We start from the raw sequence: 16,802 nt of genomic DNA on the forward strand, positions 1-16,802 counted from the left end.
AAAGAAGGGGCCGAACGCGAAGAACGGCGATGGGGGCGGGCCCCATCGCCGTTCCTCTCGGGGAATTCGCCGCGCTACACCCGCGCGACTACACCTGCTCCGGCAACCACCCCGCCTGCACCAACGGCATCCCCCTCTTGCGGGAGACGAAGATGCCGCGGCCCGGGGGCATCGGGCGGGGGCGTACGTTGCCGAGGACGTCGCCCTCCCCGGGGTCGCCGGACAGGACCACACCCTGCGCGCCGAGTTCCTTGATGCGCTGCATGAAGGGCTCGAACATCGAGCGGGACGCGCCCGCCGAGTTGCGCGCGATGATGAAGCGGACGCCGACGTCGCGGGCGAAGGGGAGGTTCTCGGTCAGCACGGCCAGCGGGTTGCCGCTGGAGGTGGCGACCAGCTCGTAGTCGTCGACGACGATGAAGATCGTCGGGCCCGACCACCAGCTCCGGTCCCGCAGTTGCTGCGGGGTGACGTCCTGCGGCGGGGTGCGCCGGTTCATGAGGTCCTGGAGGGCGTTCATGTGCGCCTCCATGGAGTTGGACATCGGCGCGTACTCCAGCAGGTGCGATTCGGGGATCGCGCTGAGGAGCGAGCGGCGGTAGTCGCCGACCACGATCTTCGCCTCGTCCGGTCCGTAGCGCTCCGAGATCTGCTTGGCCAGCAGCCGGATCAGCGCGGTCTTGCCGGACTCGCTCTCGCCGAAGACCAGGAAGAAGGGGTCGGTCTCGAAGTCGACGAAGACCGGCTCCAGGTTGTTCTCGTCGATCGCGAAGGCCACTCCGCGGTCCGGCGCCGCGCCGCCGTGCGGCAGTTCGCGCGCGGAGAGCTCGCGGGGCAGCAGGCGCACCTGCGGGGCCGGCGCGTAGTCCCAGTGGCGGGCGACGGCCTGGTTCATGGCCTGGCTGGCCTCGGACAGCTCGTCGTCGGAGTGGATCGAGTCGATGCGCGGGACGGCCGCCATGAAGTGCATCTTCTCCGGGGTCTGGCCGCGTCCTGGCACGCCCTGCGGCACGTTCGCCGCGACCTTCCGGTCGAACTCGGAGTCCATGGTGTCGCCGAGCCGCAGCTCCAGCCGGTTCATGAGCTGGTCCTTGAGGGCCGCGCGCACCTCCATGCTGCGGGAGGCGCTGATCACGACGTGCACGCCGTAGCCGAGGCCGCGTGCCGCGATGTCGTTGACGACGCCGTCCAGGCCCTCGTAGTCGTTGCGGAAGTTGGCCCAGCCGTCGATGACCAGGAAGACGTCGCCCCACGGCTGGTCGGTGAGCTCGCCGCGTGCGCGCATGCGCCGGTAGGTGGCGATGGAGTCGATGCCGTTGGCGCGGAAGTATTCCTCGCGCTTGTTCAGGATCCCGTAGACCTCGGCGACCGTACGCCGCACCCGCTCGGGGTCCAGGCGCGAGGCGATGCCGCCCACATGCGGCAGCCCGGCGACCGCCGACATGCCGCCACCGCCGAAGTCCAGCCCGTAGAACTGCACTTCGTACGGGGTGTGGGTGAGCGCGAAGGCGCCGATCAGGGTGCGCAGCAGCGTGGACTTGCCGGACTGCGGGCCGCCGATGATCAGCATGTGGCCCGCGGCGCCGGAGAAGTCCCGGTAGAGCGGGTCGCGGCGCTGTTCGAAGGGCTTGTCGACCAGGCCGAGCGGGACCACGAGCTGGCCGAGCCGCGGGTAGTCGGGCTGCGTGAGCCCGCGGCCCTCGACCGGCGCGAGGCCCGGCAGCAGCTCGTCCAGCGGCGCCGCCTTGTCCAGCGGCGGCAGCCACACCTGGTGCGCGGGCGAGCCCTGGCCCTCCAGCCTGCGCACGATCACATCGAGCACGGTGTCGGCCAGCGCGTCCTCGTCGCCGGGCCGCTGAGCGGGCACCTCGGCCTGCTGCGGGTCGGGGGCCATGTGCTGCACGGGCACCGGCGCCGCGGTGAACAGCACGGGACGGCGGTCCACGGGCAGCGGACCGCTGGAGTCGTGGCCGCGGCCGCCGGAGCGGTAGACCCCGGAGACGTACGCGGCCTTGAAGCGGGTCATCTCGTCGGTGCCGAACTTCAGATAGCCCGAGCCGGGCACCGAGGGCAGGTGGTACGCGTCCGGCACGCCCAGCGCGGCGCGCGACTCGGCCGCGGAGAACGTACGGAGGCCGACGCGGTAGGAGAGGTAGGTCTCCAGGCCGCGCAGCCTTCCCTCCTCCAGGCGCTGCGAGGCGAGCAGCAGGTGCACGCCCAGCGAACGGCCGATGCGGCCGATCTGGATGAACATGTCGATGAAGTCCGGCTTGGCGGTGAGGAGTTCGGAGAACTCGTCGATGACCAGGACCAGCGACGGGATGGGGGAGAGGGGCGCACCGGCGGCGCGCGCCTTCTCGTAGTCGTGGATGTTGGCGTAGTTGCCCGCGTCGCGGAGCATCTCCTGGCGGCGGTTGAGCTCGCCGCGGATCGAGTCGCCCATGCGGTCGACCAGCGTGAGGTCGTCCGCGAGGTTGGTGATCACCGCCGCGACGTGCGGCATCTGCGCCATGCCGGCGAAGGTCGCGCCGCCCTTGAAGTCGGCGAGCACGAAGTTGAGGGTCTCCGACGAGTGCGTCACCGCGAGCCCGAGCACGAGGGTGCGCAGCAGCTCCGACTTGCCGGAACCGGTCGCGCCCACGCACAGCCCGTGCGGGCCCATGCCGTCCTGCGCGGCCTCCTTGAGGTCCAGCATCACGGGCTGGCCGTCCTCGCCCACGCCGATCGGCACCCGCAGCCGCTCGGCCTGCGAGCGCGGGCGCCAGGAGCGCTGCACGTCGACGGAGGCCGCGTCGCCGAGGTTGAGCAGGTCGGTGAACTCCAGGTTGGCCAGGAGCGGTTCGTCGTCGTCGCCGCCCGAGCCCATGCGCAGCGGCGCCAGCTGCCTGGCCAGGGCCTCGGCCGCCTCGTACGAGAGGTGGTCGGGCTCGCCCTCGTACACCAGCCCGTGGCCGGACTCCAGGCGGAGCGAGCCGGGGCGTACGGAGACCGAGAGGCTGCCGCGCGCGCCCTCGATCTCGCCGGGCACCACCTCGACGACGGTGACGCCCTGCAGGCCCTCCGGCGCGGCGAACAGCGAGTCGGGCGGCACCGTCGCGCCGTCCAGCACGAGCACGACGTGCGGCTGCTCCAGTACGGGGGTGCCCTCGGGGTTGAAGCGGGTGCGGCCCTCCATGCGCGGGGCCAGCAGTTCCTCCAGCTCCAGCAGGTGGTCGGAGATCAGCCGCCGGGTGCCGGCGCCGTCGGTGGAGCCCGGGACCTGGGTGTGCGGCAGCCACTTGGCCCACTCCCAGCGGGGCCCGGCGCCGCGCCCCGCGGCCACCGCGATCACCATGTCGTCGGGGGAGTGCAGCGCGGCGAGGGAGGCCACGAGCGCGCGGGCCGAACCCTCGACGGAGTCCTGCTCGCCGCTGAGCGTCATGTGGTAGAAGGCGCGCAGCGAGACCGCCATGGGCAGTCCGTCGAGGGTGCCGTGCGTGTTGATGAACTGGTGCATGGCGCCCGCGGTCAGCGGCTCCAGGTCGTCGACCGGAGCCGTGTCGGGGGCCAGCAGCGGGGTCGCGAGCTGCTGCACGCCGAGGCCGACGCGCACCTGCGCGAAGTCGTCGTCCGAGGGGCGGCGCTCCCACACCCGGCTGCCCTCGGCGGCCAGCGACCAGAGCTGGTCGGGCGCGGGGTGCAGATAGAACTGCGCGTCACGCTGCTTGAGCGCGGTCTTCCGTACGCGCCGCCGGGTCTGCGAGAGATAGCGCAGGTAGTCGCGGCGCAGATCGCCCAACTGCCCCTGGGTGCCCCGTCGATACCGGACAAGCATGGCAATTGCCATCGCAACGGTGGAAGCGATCATGACCATGCCCATGATGCGCATCATGGGGTGCGCGTTGGGCATGAAGAAGAAGACCACCGAACCGCCCATGCCCAGCATGGGCAGCAACTGCATCGCCATGCCCTCCTGCTGCCCCTTGGGCAGCTCGGGCGGCGCCTCCAGGGTCAGCTCCTCGCTGGGCACTTCGGGCGGGAGGGCCCGTGGCGGACGCTTGACGACGATCTGACTCACTGCGCACCAATTCCCTCGTGCGGACGGGACAGTTCGATGCCGGCGCCCCCGTGGCGACGGACTCCGTCCGCGCGAGGTGATGCTACTTGCACACGGGGTTGCGGGGGAGCGGTAGGGTGTCGCGCGCTGTGTGCGCACCAGCGAACGAACAGCGCCCGCCGCCCCGGTGGCGGCAGGCGGGAGCGCCGGGGGTGAACGGCCGGCGTCCGCGCGGTGCGCGCCGTGTGCGCCCGGCGCGCGGCACATGAGCGTTCCGCGCCCGCCCGCCAGGCCCAACCGCCAGGCACCGTACGGGAGTTGGCGGACGGTTCGGTGAGAACAGGCCCAACGAGGGGGATTCACAGGTGAGTACGACGGCATCGGCAGCCGCCACGGGGTCGGGTACGCGGGCCGCTGGCGCCGCATCCGCCACCGGCTTCTGCCGGGTCACCATCGTCGCGCCGGACAGCCGCATCGACGTCGCGCTGCCCGAGGACATCCCGGTCGCCGACCTCTACCCGGAGATCCTCCGGCTCGCGGGGCAGAGCCCGGCCGAGGGCGCCCCGGTCGGCTACCACCTGGTGCGCAGGGACGGCACCGTGCTGGACGGCTCGCGCTCCTTCCTCGCGCAGCGCATCCACGACGGCGAGGTGCTGAGCCTGCGCCCCTTCGCCGACTCGCTGCCCCCCGCCGTCTTCGACGACGTATCGGACGCCGTCGCGTCCGCGGTCACCAAGGACCGCACGCTGTGGAACGAGGGCCTGATGCGCGTCGCCGGGCTCATCGGCGGCGGCGTGCTGCTCGTGCTCATGGCCTTCGTGCTCTGGTTCGCCGACCCGGTCAAGCACGACATGCACAGCCTCCCCGGCGTGCTCGCCGGCGCCACCGGCGTCCTGCTGGTCGCGCTCGCCGCGGTCCGCGCCCGGGTGTACGACGACCGGGCCTCGGCCATCGCGCTGGGCCTGGGCGCGATGCCGCACGTCATGATCGCCGGCTCGGGCGCGATGGGCGTCGGGCGCATGGAGGGCATCGGGCGGCTGCACTTCCTGCTCGGCTGCGTCGCGGTGCTGCTCGCCTCGGTGGTGCTGATCGCGATCACGCCGAGCGGCGACGGACCCTTCGTCGCCGTCGCGGTCGCGGCCACCGTCGGCACGCTGATGACCTTCGTCATGATCCTCACGCACATCAGCGCCACCTCGGCCGCGGGCATCACCGTCCCCGTCGCCGTCGGCGTGATCGCCTTCCTGCCGGGACTCTCCGCGCGCTTCGCCCGCCTCCCCATCGGCTTCGAGGCCCAGCGCGCCGAGAAGGCCTACGACGCCGACCCGGACGCGGCCCCCGAGACCCAGGGCCCGGTCGACGCCGAGCGCATCGCCGCACAGGCGCGCCGCGGCCACGAGATGCTGGTCGGCCTGGTCGGCGGCTGGTCGGCCGTGGTGCTCGGCGCCGCCGCCGTGCTCGGCTTCTCCGACAACGGCTGGGGCCAGCTGCTCACCCTCGCCGCCGGCCTCGCGATGCTGCTGCGCTCCCGGCTGTTCCGCTACACCTCGCAGGTGGGCTGCGCGCTGGTGGCCGGGCTCGGCTCGCTCGCGCTGCTCGCCCTCGGCCTCGCGCTGAACCCGCCCGTCGGGATCGTCCGCGAGATGATGTCCGGGGACCGCATGGCGCTGGACATCCGCACCATCTGGCTCGCCGCCTCGCTCGCCGCCGCCGCCGCGCTGGCCACCGCCATCGGCCTGATCGTTCCGCGCACCGGGCTCACCCCCTTCTGGGCGCGCTTCATGGAGGTCGCCGAGACCTTCGTGCTGCTGAGCCTGATCCCGCTCTGCCTCGCGGTGCTGGACGTCTACATGACGGTGCGCGGCCTCATCGAACCGTCCCAGGGCGGCAAGTGATCCGGGGCGGTCGCGTACGTTCGGAGTGAGCGGTGAGCGGTCGCGCGTGCGGCCGGAGCGCGCGTGAGGGAGCTTTCCCGTACGTTCCGAGCGCGCGTGAGCAGGAACGCGACCCGTGACCGGGGCGTACCGGGGCGCTGATACCCTGTGACGGTTGCCCGAGTAGAGAAGAACCCCTGTGAAGAAGACCAGGGGGCACTCGGCTGCCACGACCGAAGGAGCACGCGTGTCGTCTCTCGATGCCGCGACCAAGAAGCAGATCATGACCGAGTTCGCCACCAAGGAGGGTGACACCGGCTCCCCCGAGGTCCAGGTGGCGCTGCTCTCCCGCCGCATCTCGGACCTGACCGAGCACCTGAAGACCCACAAGCACGACCACCACTCGCGCCGTGGTCTGCTGCTGCTCGTCGGCCAGCGCCGCCGTCTGCTGCAGTACCTGGCCAAGAAGGACATCCAGCGGTTCCGTGCCCTGGTCGAGCGCCTCGGCATCCGCCGCGGTGCCGCCGGCGCCCGCTGAGACCCGGTGATCAGGGAGCGGTTCCCGCAAGGGGCCGCTCCCTTCGCCGTATCCGCCGTGGCTCACGGGCCCGGGATGCTTTGTACTCTGGTCCCGTAACGGCATAACGCAAGACGGACAGTCAACAAGCCATGACGAGGCAGGGCGCACCCGCCCGAAGCCGGTCCTCGGTAGTGGCCCCCGGACAGGAGCAACAGCGTCCGGGTGCTTCGATCGAAGACCGGCCCGCACAGGGAGCGCCTCGCCATGAACGGTCCGGTGCCATCCGGGCACCGGGCATGGACGAGGAGAAAATCCTGGTGGAGAACGAGACCCACTACGCCGAGGCCGTCATCGACAACGGTTCCTTCGGCACCCGCACCATCCGCTTCGAGACGGGCCGCCTGGCCAAGCAGGCCGCCGGCTCCGCCGTGGCGTACCTGGACGACGACACCATGGTGCTGTCGGCCACCACCGCCTCCAAGCAGCCCAAGGACCAGCTGGACTTCTTCCCGCTGACCGTGGACGTCGAGGAGCGGATGTATTCGGCCGGGAAGATCCCCGGCTCCTTCTTCCGCCGTGAGGGCCGGCCCTCCGAGGACGCGATCCTCACCTGCCGCCTGATCGACCGCCCGCTGCGCCCCTCCTTCAAGAAGGGCCTGCGGAACGAGATCCAGATCGTCGAGACGATCATGGCTCTCAACCCGGAGCACCTGTACGACGTCGTGGCGATCAACGCCGCGTCCTGCTCCACCCAGCTCGCCGGTCTGCCCTTCTCGGGCCCGATCGGCGGCACCCGCGTCGCCCTCATCCGCGGTCAGTGGGTCGCCTTCCCGACCCACACCGAGCTGGAGGAGGCCGTCTTCGACATGGTCGTCGCCGGCCGCGCCCTGCCCGACGGCGACGTCGCGGTGATGATGGTCGAGGCCGAGGCCACCGAGAAGACCATCGAGCTCGTCAAGGGCGGCGCCGAGGCGCCGACCGAGGAGCTCGTGGCCGCCGGCCTGGAGGCCGCGAAGCCCTTCATCAAGGTGCTGTGCAAGGCCCAGGCCGACCTGGCAGCCAAGGCAGCCAAGCCCACCGGCGAGTTCCCGGTCTTCCTGGACTACCAGGACGACGTCCTGGAGGCGCTGACCGAGGCCGTGCGCGACGAGCTCGCGCAGGCGCTCACCATCGGCGGCAAGCAGGAGCGCGAGGCCGAGCTGGACCGCGTCAAGGCGGTCGCGGCCGAGAAGCTGCTCCCGCAGTTCGAGGGCCGCGAGAAGGAGATCTCGGCGGCGTACCGCGCGCTCACCAAGGAGCTCGTGCGCGAGCGCGTCATCCGCGAGAAGAAGCGGATCGACGGCCGCGGCGTCACCGACATCCGCACCCTGGCCGCCGAGGTCGAGGCGATCCCGCGGGTGCACGGCTCGGCCCTGTTCGAGCGCGGCGAGACCCAGATCCTGGGCGTCACCACGCTGAACATGCTGCGCATGGAGCAGCAGCTCGACACCCTTTCGCCGGTGACGCGCAAGCGCTACATGCACAACTACAACTTCCCGCCGTACTCGACCGGTGAGACCGGCCGCGTCGGCTCCCCCAAGCGCCGCGAGATCGGCCACGGCGCCCTCGCCGAGCGCGCCATCGTGCCGGTCCTGCCGACCCGCGAGGAGTTCCCCTACGCGATCCGGCAGGTCTCCGAGGCGCTGGGCTCCAACGGTTCGACCTCCATGGGTTCGGTCTGCGCCTCCACCATGTCGCTGCTGAACGCCGGTGTGCCGCTCAAGGCCCCGGTCGCCGGCATCGCCATGGGCCTGATCTCCAAGGAGATCGACGGCGAGACGCACTACGTCACCCTCACCGACATCCTCGGTGCGGAGGACGCCTACGGCGACATGGACTTCAAGGTCGCCGGCACCCGCCAGTTCGTGACCGCTCTCCAGCTGGACACCAAGCTGGACGGCATCCCGGCCTCCGTGCTGGCCGCGGCCCTCAAGCAGGCCCGCGACGCCCGCCTGCACATCCTCGATGTGATGAACGAGGCCATCGACGTCCCGGACGAGATGTCCCCGAACGCCCCGCGGATCATCACCGTGAAGATCCCGGTGGACAAGATCGGTGAGGTCATCGGCCCCAAGGGCAAGATGATCAACCAGATCCAGGAGGACACCGGCGCGGACATCACGATCGAGGACGACGGCACCATCTACATCGGTGCCGCCGAGGGCCACGCCGCCGAGGCGGCCCGCAACTCGATCAACGGCATCGCCAACCCGACGATGCCCGAGGTCGGCGAGCGGTACCTGGGCACGGTCGTGAAGACCACGACCTTCGGCGCCTTCGTCTCGCTGCTGCCCGGCAAGGACGGACTGCTGCACATCTCGCAGATCCGGAAGCTGGCCGGCGGCAAGCGCGTGGAGAACGTCGAGGACGTCCTCGGCGTGGGCCAGAAGGTCCAGGTCGAGATCGCCGAGATCGACCAGCGCGGCAAGCTCTCGCTGATCCCCGTCATGGACGACGAGGAGAACGGCGGCGAGTCCGAGGGCGACGAGTCCGGCGAGGCCGCCGACAAGTGACCCGTCACTCCACAGCGACGGCCCGCTCCACTGCACAGCAGGGGCGGGCCGTCGCCCGTGCCGGGGCCGTGACCGAGACCCTCATCCGGGGCGAGAACGGCACGGGCACCGTGCGCAGGACCGTGCTCCCCGGCGGCCTGCGGGTCGTCACCGAGACGCTGCCGACGGTCCGCTCCGCCACCCTCGGCATCTGGGCGCACGTCGGCTCCCGGGACGAGACCCCGCAGCTCAACGGCGCCACCCACTACCTGGAGCACCTGCTCTTCAAGGGCACGCGCCGGCGCAGCGCGCTGGACATCTCCGCCGAGCTGGACGCGGTCGGCGGCGAGCTGAACGCCTTCACCGGCAAGGAGTTCACCTGCTACTACGCGCGCGTCCTGGACACCGACCTGCCGCTCGCCATCGACGTGCTGAGCGACATGCTGACCTCCTCCGTCATCGACCCCGCCGAGGTCGACGCCGAGCGCGGCGTGATCCTCGAGGAGATCGCCATGACCGAGGACGACCCCGGTGACTGCGTGCACGACCTGTTCGCGCACACGCTGTTCGGCGACTCTCCGCTGGGCCGCCCCGTGCTGGGCACGGAGGAGACGGTGCACGGCCTGACCAGGGACCGCGTGGCGCGCTTCTACCGGCGCCACTACGACCCGTCCCGGCTGGTGGTCGCCGCAGCGGGCAACCTCGACCACGAGGACGTCGTACGCCGCGTGCGCGAGGCCTTCGAGCGCGCCGGAGCACTCACCCGCAACGAAGGCGCCGAGCCCGTCGGCCCCCGTACGGGCAGCAAGCAGATACGTACGGCGGGCCGCGTCGAGCTCCTGGACCGGCAGACGGAACAGACCCATCTCGTCCTCGGCATGCCCGGCGTCTCCCGCAACGACGAGCGCCGCTGGGCCCTCGGCGTGCTCAGCGCGGCCCTCGGCGGCGGCATGAGCTCCCGGCTCTTCCAGGAGATCCGCGAGAAGCGCGGACTGGCCTACAGCACCTACTCCTTCACCTCGGGCTTCGCCGACTGCGGCCTCTTCGGGGTGTACGCGGGCTGCCGCGCTGCCCAGGTGCCCGACGTGCTCAAGATCTGCCGCGAGGAGCTGGACCGGGTCGCCCGCGAGGGCATCCCCGGGGACGAGCTGCGGCGCGCTGTCGGCCAGCTCTCCGGCGCCACCGTGCTCGGTCTGGAGGACACCGGCGCGCTGATGCACCGCGCGGGCAAGAGCGAGCTGTGCTGGGGCGAGCAGATGAGCACCGACGCGATGCTGGCGAAGATCTCCGCCGTCACCCCCGACGACGTCCGCGAGGTCGCCCGGCACGTGCTCGGCAAACGCCCGTCGGTCGCCGCCATCGGACCGATCGGCGACCGCCAGGAGGCCCTCCTCCACGAGGCGGTCGCCTGACCGGACCCCGTACCGGGACCCCGTAACCTCCCGCAACTCCCGCGAAGGAAAGAACAGATGAGCAAGCTGCGCGTAGCCGTCCTCGGTGCCAAGGGCCGCATGGGCTCGGAGGCCGTACGGGCCGTCGAGGGCGCCGACGACCTCGAACTCGCCGCCGCCCTGGACCGCGACGACTCCCTCGACGCGCTCACGGCGAACGGCGCCCAGGTCGCCATCGACCTGACCCACCCCGAGGCCGTCATGGGCAACCTGGAGTTCTGCGCCCGCAACGGCATCCACGGCGTGGTCGGCACCACGGGCTGGACCGACGAGCGCCTGGAGACGGTACGCGGCTGGCTCGCCGGTTCCCCGGGCACCGGCGTCCTCATCGCCCCGAACTTCGGCATCGGCGCCGTGCTGATGATGCAGTTCGCGCAGAAGGCCGCGCGGTTCTACGAGTCCGCCGAGGTCGTCGAGCTGCACCACCCCAACAAGGCGGACGCGCCCAGCGGAACGGCGGCCCGCACCGCCCAGCTCATCTCCAAGGCCCGCGAGGACGCCGGGCTCGGCGAGCAGCCCGACGCGACGACCACCGCGCTGGACGGCGCGCGCGGCGCCGACGTGGACGGGGTCCCGGTGCACGCCGTACGGCTGCGCGGCCTCGTCGCGCACCAGGAGGTGCTGCTCGGCGACGAGGGCGAGACCCTCACCATCCGGCACGACTCGCTGCACCGCAGCTCCTTCATGCCGGGCGTGCTGCTCGGCGTGCGCCGCGTGGTCGACACCCCCGGACTCACCTTCGGGCTCGAGCACTTCCTCGACCTGGACTGACGGGACGGGAACCGTGCGCGCGAGGCTCACCTACATCGTTCTGGCCGCCGTCCTGGTCGTCTACTTCGTCCTGGTCGGCAGCCGCGGCGTGCTGCTCATCCAGCAGGGCACCCCGGTCACCGTCGCCCTCGGAGCAGTGGTGTTCGTCCTGCCGCTGCTCGGGATCTGGTTCCTGTGGCGCACCACGCAGTTCGCGCGCAGGGCCAACGGGCTCGCCCGCGAACTGGAGGCTGAGGGCGGCCTCCCCGTGGACGAGCTGCGCCGCACGCCCTCGGGCCGCATCGACCGCGACTCGGCCGACGAGGTGTTCGCCAAGCGGCGCACCGAGACCGAGCAGAACCCGGACGACTGGCGCGCCTGGTTCCGGCTCGCGGTGGCGTACCACGACGCGCGGGACACCCCGCGCGCCCGCAAGGCGATGCAGCGCGCGATCAGCCTGCACGACGGAGGGCCGGCCCGCGGCTGACCGCGGACCGGCCCTCCGGCCGTTCCTCTCCCGCTAGCGCGGGCCCGACTGCCCCACGGCGACGCCGTGTTCGGCCGCCCACGCCTCGATGACGTCGGCGGCCCGCTCGAAGCCCTCGCGCCGGGCCAGGAAGTCCGCGCCGTGATCGGTCAGCAGCGCCCGCAGCGGCTCCCCCTCGGGACGCCCCTCACGCCTGCGTACGATGACGAGCGCCTGGCCCTGGAGCGTGCGCGGCAGCCCGAGCCACTTGACCGGCCGCTGCACGGTGCGTACGGCGGCGACCTCGGACCAGGGCAGCGTCGTGGTGTAGCAGAGCCCGGCCTGGCGCAGCCCCGACGGGCCGACCCACACGCCGACGCGCAGCAGCCGCAGGGCCACCGCCAGCACCAGCAGGCAGACCAGGATGCTCGCGACCGCTCCGGCCACCGACCCGAACAGCACCACCGCGAGGGCGGAGAACAGCATGAACGAGGCGATGAGCAGCAGCACCGCGGCACCGGCGACGCGCCAGGGTCCGGGGCGGTAGGGCCTGCGCCAGTGCTCTCGCCCGGCGTAGGGCAGCGGATCGTCCGGCACGTCGGCACGGTCGTCCCGTGCGCTGTCGGCCGTCAGGAAGGGCAGGGGCACGGCTGTTCCTCGCTCACAACTGGGGCTGTGAGCGAGGAGGTTAGCGAGAACCCCTGGTGCCGGACCAGCTCAGGGGTCAGGGAGTGTCGGCCGCTGCGGGGACCGAGCGGCCGTCGTAGTCCCGCGCGCCGGGATCGAGCGCGGGGCCGCCGACCAGCATGGACCCCACCAGACCTGCGATGACGGTCACCCCGAAGAGCACACTGCCGGCGCGCTGACCGGCGGTGCGGCGGGGTTTGGGAGGCGGAGTGACGTTGCTGCGGAACCGCTCGGCCTCGGCGACAAAGGCGAACGGAACGGACTCTCCGCGGCGGAACATGGCAGTTGCTCCTGATCGAAATCGAAACGGATGGAACCTACACAAGGGAGAACGGTTGTGGCGTGGGCAGAGTGCCCGTGCTGCGCAACCCGATGTGAAAAATATCAAGGCTCTTCGAGCCCCGTGACACCGGGGGGTACCCAAAGTCCCCCGGTGGTCCGTTTTGTCACGCCAGAAGATCACTAAACACCTCGAACCGGACACGAACCGGACCCGATGGCAGGCCCGTTGTGCGCCCCGCGGGTTCTGTCGGTGCCCGCCCGTAGGCTGGTCGTCCCCTGGCACACGTACGCAGTTGGAAGGACTCCGCCAGTGACCGAAACCCCTGATGAGGCTGTACCCGGCTTCCGGAGCGACATGACCGTCGAGCTGGTCAAGCACAGCGCCGCCGACACCGATGTGCTCTGGGCGGCCCGGGTCTCGACCTCCGGCGAGCAGTCCCTCGAAGAGCTGCACAAGGACCCCGAGCGGTCCAAGGGACTCATCAACTTCCTGATGCGGGACCGCCACGGCAGCCCCTTCGAGCACAACTCGATGACGTTCTTCATCAGCGCCCCCCTGTTCGTCTTCCGCGAGTTCCACCGCCACCGCGTCGGCTGGTCGTACAACGAGGAGTCCGGCAGGTATCGCCAGCTCCAGCCCGTCTTCTACGTCCCCGACGAGGCCCGCAAGCTGGTCCAGCAGGGCCGCCCGGGGAAGTACGAGTTCGTCGAGGGCACGGCCGCGCAGCACGAGCTGACCGGCCGCGCCATGCAGGACACCTACCGCCAGGCGTACGAGACGTACTCCGAGCTCCTGGAGGCCGGGGTCGCCCGCGAGGTCGCCCGCGCCGTCCTGCCCGTCGGCCTCTACTCCTCGATGTACGCCACCTGCAACGCCCGTTCCCTCATGCACTTCCTCGGCCTGCGCACCCAGCACGAGCAGGCCAAGGTCCCCTCCTTCCCGCAGCGCGAGATCGAGATGGTGGGGGAGCAGATGGAGGAGCAGTGGGCGAAGCTGATGCCGCTGACGTACGAGGCGTTCAACGCCAACGGCCGGGTGGCACCGTAACCGCCCGAAGTGTCCGTATTGCGGCATTTCCGGGGCTTCCTCTAGCCTGACGGAACGGACCCGGCACTGTGTGAACCCCCGAGCAGACAGTGCCGGGTCCCCTCCCGAACCACCGTCATCAGCCCCTGCGCACGGGCGGCTTTCCGCCGCCGGCGCGTCTCATGTACGCCCCGAGGGGGCATCACACCGTGAGCTGCGAGTAGCGTGGACCCCATGGCTCCGACCTCCACACCGCAGACGCCCTTCGGGCGGGTCCTGACCGCGATGGTCACGCCGTTCACCGCGGACGGCGCGCTCGATCTCGACGGCGCGCAGCAGCTCGCCGCTCACCTGGTGGACGCCGGCAATGACGGCCTGATCGTCAACGGCACCACCGGGGAGTCCCCGACGACGAGCGATGCGGAAAAAGCCGATCTGGTGCGCGCCGTGGTGGAGGCCGTCGGCGACCGCGCCCATGTCGTGGCCGGAGCCGGCACCAACGACACCGCGCACAGCCTGGAGCTCGCGCAGGACGCGGCCAAGGCCGGCGCGCACGGCCTCCTCGCGGTCACGCCGTACTACAGCAAGCCCCCGCAGGAGGGGCTCTACCGCCACTTCACCGCGATCGCCGACGCGACCGAACTCCCGGTGATGCTCTACGACATCCCCGGCAGGTCAGGCGTCCCGATCAACACCGAGACCATCGTCCGGCTGGCCGAGCACCCGCGCATCGTGGCCAACAAGGACGCCAAGGGCGACCTGGGCCGCGCGAGCTGGGCCATCGCCACGAGCGGCCTCGCCTGGTACAGCGGCGACGACATGCTCAACCTCCCGCTGCTCTCCGTCGGCGCCGTCGGTTACGTGTCGGTCGTCGGCCACCTCGTCACGCCGGAGCTGCGCTCCATGCTGGAGGCGCACCTGAGCGGCGACGTCGCCAAGGCGACCGAGATCCACCAGAAGCTGCTCCCGGTCTTCACCGGCATGTTCCGCACCCAGGGAGTGATCACCACCAAGGCGGCCCTGGCACTGCGCGGCCAGCCCGGCGGCCCGCTCCGGCTGCCCCTGGTGGAGCTCTCTCCGGAGGAAACCGAGCAGCTCAAGCACGATCTCGCGCACGGCGGGGTACAGCTTTAGGACATCGGACTTCACAACTGAATACCGAAGAACAACGGCCCGTGCCGTCACTCCGGAAAGCACTGACGCACGGCCGCACCACACGCATCACGAATATCGCGCGCGCCACGTGTCCCACGCGGTCCCCCACGCCGGAGGCCAGGGGCGCGTGGCGCGCGTGGTGAGGAGAGTCTTTTGAGTCATCCGCATCCCGAGCTCGGCCCGCCGCCGAAGCTCCCCGAGGGTGGCCTGCGCGTCACCCCGCTCGGCGGCCTGGGCGAGATCGGCCGCAACATGACGGTCTTCGAGTACGGGGGCCGCCTGCTGATCGTCGACTGCGGCGTCCTCTTCCCCGAGGAGGAGCAGCCGGGCATCGATCTGATCCTTCCCGACTTCACCTCCATCCGGGACCGCCTGGACCAGGTCGAGGGCATCGTCCTGACGCACGGCCACGAGGACCACATCGGCGCCGTCCCCTACCTCCTCCGCGAGAAGCCGGACATCCCGCTGATCGGCTCCAAGCTGACCCTCGCCCTGATCGAGGCCAAGCTCCAGGAGCACCGCATCCGGCCGTACACGCTGGAGGTCGAGGAGAACCACACCGAGCGCATCGGCCCCTTCGACTGCGAGTTCGTCGCGGTCAACCACTCCATCCCGGACGCGCTCGCGGTCGCCATCCGCACGCCCGCCGGCATGGTCGTGCACACCGGCGACTTCAAGATGGACCAGCTCCCGCTGGACCGTCGCCTCACCGACCTGCGCGCCTTCGCCCGGCTCGGCGAGGAGGGCATCGACCTCCTGCTCTCCGACTCGACCAACGCGGAGGTGCCCGGCTTCGTGCCGCCGGAGAAGGAGATCGCGGGCGTCATCCGCCAGGTCTTCGCCAGCGCACAGAAGCGCATCATCGTCGCGAGCTTCGCCAGCCACGTGCACCGGATCCAGCAGATCCTGGACGCTGCTCATGAGTACGGGCGCCGGGTGGCCTTCGTCGGCCGCTCGATGGTCCGCAACATGGGCATTGCCCGGGATCTGGGCTACCTCAAGATCCCGGCCGGCCTGGTGGTCGACGTGAAGACCCTGGACGACCTCCCGGACGACGAGGTGGTCCTCGTCTGCACCGGATCCCAGGGCGAACCGATGGCCGCCCTCTCCCGGATGGCCAACCGCGACCACCAGATCCGCATCGTCGAGGGCGACACCGTCATCCTCGCCTCGTCCCTGATCCCCGGGAACGAGAACGCGGTCTACCGGGTCATCAACGGCCTGACCCGCTGGGGCGCCAACGTCGTGCACAAGGGCAACGCCAAGGTGCACGTCTCGGGCCACGCCTCGGCGGGCGAGCTGCTGTACTTCTACAACATCTGCCAGCCCAAGAACCTGATGCCGGTGCACGGCGAGTGGCGCCACCTGCGCGCCAACGCCGAGCTCGGCGCCGAGACCGGGGTGCCACGCGACCGCGTGGTCATCGCGGAGGACGGCGTCGTGGTCGACCTCGTCGACGGCAAGGCCCGCATCTCGGGCAAGGTCCAGGCCGGGTACGTGTACGTGGACGGCCTCTCGGTCGGCGACGTCACCGAGTCCTCCCTCAAGGACCGCCGCATCCTCGGTGACGAGGGCATCATCTCGATCTTCGTGGTGGTGGACTCCAGCACCGGCAAGATCACCGGGGGACCGCACATCCAGTCCCGCGGCTCCGGCATCGACGACGCCGACTTCGAACGGGTCATCCCGAAGCTCGACGAGGCCCTGGCCAAGTCGGCGCAGGACGGCATCGCCGAGACCCACCAGCTCCAGCAGCTGGTGCGCCGCACGGTCGGCAAGTGGGTCTCCGACACCTACCGCCGGCGCCCGATGATCCTGCCCGTGGTCGTCGAGGTCTGAGGCCGAGGTCAGAGCCCGGCCTGGAGCGGGGCGCCCGGATTTGCATCCGGCCGCCCCGCTCCAGTACGTTTACATCTCCACCGCAACGGGAAACCGGGCCTTCATGTGTCCGGGGGATTCCCGTGACTGGAATTCGGAAAACCACTCGGAAACGAGCACGGAAACGAATCTGGTAGAGTGGAGA

Annotated in this window: 12 protein-coding genes; 9 read left to right on the top strand and 3 right to left on the bottom strand. The window is 70.9% G+C overall.

Going from position 1 to position 16,802, the window contains the following annotated elements; translation table 11 throughout:
- Nucleotides 1-88: 88 nt before the first annotated feature.
- Complete coding sequence (gene eccCa / locus ABEE00_RS34540; RefSeq protein ID WP_345749764.1) at nt 89-4,057, bottom strand: type VII secretion protein EccCa; 3,969 nt, start codon at nt 4,055-4,057, stop codon at nt 89-91.
- Nucleotides 4,058-4,401: 344 nt separating this feature from the next.
- On the opposite strand from eccCa, the gene eccD reads away from it, so the two are divergent.
- The 6 genes from eccD (at nt 4,402) to ABEE00_RS34570 (ending at nt 11,649) form a co-directional block, all read left to right on the top strand.
- Nucleotides 4,402-5,931 carry a type VII secretion integral membrane protein EccD gene (gene eccD, locus ABEE00_RS34545; protein WP_345749765.1) on the top strand — a complete coding sequence of 510 codons (1,530 nt, stop codon included), beginning with the start codon at nt 4,402-4,404 and terminating at the stop codon, nt 5,929-5,931.
- A 226-nt stretch (nt 5,932-6,157) separates the two neighbouring features.
- Nucleotides 6,158-6,448 (top strand): 30S ribosomal protein S15, encoded by a 291-nt coding sequence (rpsO, locus tag ABEE00_RS34550; protein ID WP_079166964.1) that lies wholly within the window; start codon nt 6,158-6,160, stop codon nt 6,446-6,448.
- A gap of 299 nt (nt 6,449-6,747) precedes the next feature.
- Nucleotides 6,748-8,982, top strand: coding sequence for a polyribonucleotide nucleotidyltransferase (locus ABEE00_RS34555; protein ID WP_345749774.1), 2,235 nt, complete (start codon nt 6,748-6,750; stop codon nt 8,980-8,982).
- On the top strand, nt 8,979-10,373 hold the full coding sequence (locus ABEE00_RS34560) for a M16 family metallopeptidase (protein WP_345749766.1): 1,395 nt from the start codon (nt 8,979-8,981) through the stop codon (nt 10,371-10,373). The genes ABEE00_RS34555 and ABEE00_RS34560 overlap by 4 nt, the downstream gene beginning before the upstream one ends.
- 57 nt (nt 10,374-10,430) lie before the next feature.
- Complete coding sequence (dapB, locus tag ABEE00_RS34565) at nt 10,431-11,183, top strand: 4-hydroxy-tetrahydrodipicolinate reductase (protein WP_345749767.1); 753 nt, start codon at nt 10,431-10,433, stop codon at nt 11,181-11,183.
- A 13-nt stretch (nt 11,184-11,196) separates the two neighbouring features.
- Nucleotides 11,197-11,649: a tetratricopeptide repeat protein gene (locus tag ABEE00_RS34570; protein ID WP_345749768.1), complete on the top strand. Its 453-nt coding sequence runs from the start codon at nt 11,197-11,199 to the stop codon at nt 11,647-11,649.
- A 33-nt stretch (nt 11,650-11,682) separates the two neighbouring features.
- Here ABEE00_RS34570 and ABEE00_RS34575 read toward each other — a convergent pair whose 3' ends face one another.
- Together ABEE00_RS34575 and ABEE00_RS34580 are read right to left on the bottom strand one after the other, a co-directional pair.
- Nucleotides 11,683-12,276 carry a hypothetical protein gene (locus ABEE00_RS34575; RefSeq protein ID WP_345749769.1) on the bottom strand — a complete coding sequence of 198 codons (594 nt, stop codon included), beginning with the start codon at nt 12,274-12,276 and terminating at the stop codon, nt 11,683-11,685.
- Between the two features lie 76 nt (nt 12,277-12,352).
- Entirely contained in the window at nt 12,353-12,595 is a 243-nt protein-coding gene (locus ABEE00_RS34580; protein ID WP_345749770.1) for a hypothetical protein, read from the bottom strand.
- A gap of 312 nt (nt 12,596-12,907) precedes the next feature.
- Between ABEE00_RS34580 and thyX the strand changes: the two genes are divergently transcribed.
- The 3 genes from thyX to ABEE00_RS34595 all read left to right on the top strand — a co-directional run bounded on the left by thyX (nt 12,908) and on the right by ABEE00_RS34595 (nt 16,618).
- Nucleotides 12,908-13,645 carry an FAD-dependent thymidylate synthase gene (gene thyX / locus ABEE00_RS34585; protein ID WP_345749771.1) on the top strand — a complete coding sequence of 246 codons (738 nt, stop codon included), beginning with the start codon at nt 12,908-12,910 and terminating at the stop codon, nt 13,643-13,645.
- 213 nt (nt 13,646-13,858) lie between these two features.
- On the top strand, nt 13,859-14,758 hold the full coding sequence (gene dapA, locus ABEE00_RS34590; protein WP_345749772.1) for a 4-hydroxy-tetrahydrodipicolinate synthase: 900 nt from the start codon (nt 13,859-13,861) through the stop codon (nt 14,756-14,758).
- A 174-nt stretch (nt 14,759-14,932) separates the two neighbouring features.
- Nucleotides 14,933-16,618, top strand: coding sequence for a ribonuclease J (locus ABEE00_RS34595; protein ID WP_345749773.1), 1,686 nt, complete (start codon nt 14,933-14,935; stop codon nt 16,616-16,618).
- The last annotated feature ends 184 nt before the right edge of the window (nt 16,619-16,802 follow it).

The organism is Streptomyces odontomachicola (assembly GCF_039605595.1).
Taxonomy (GTDB): domain Bacteria; phylum Actinomycetota; class Actinomycetes; order Streptomycetales; family Streptomycetaceae; genus Streptomyces.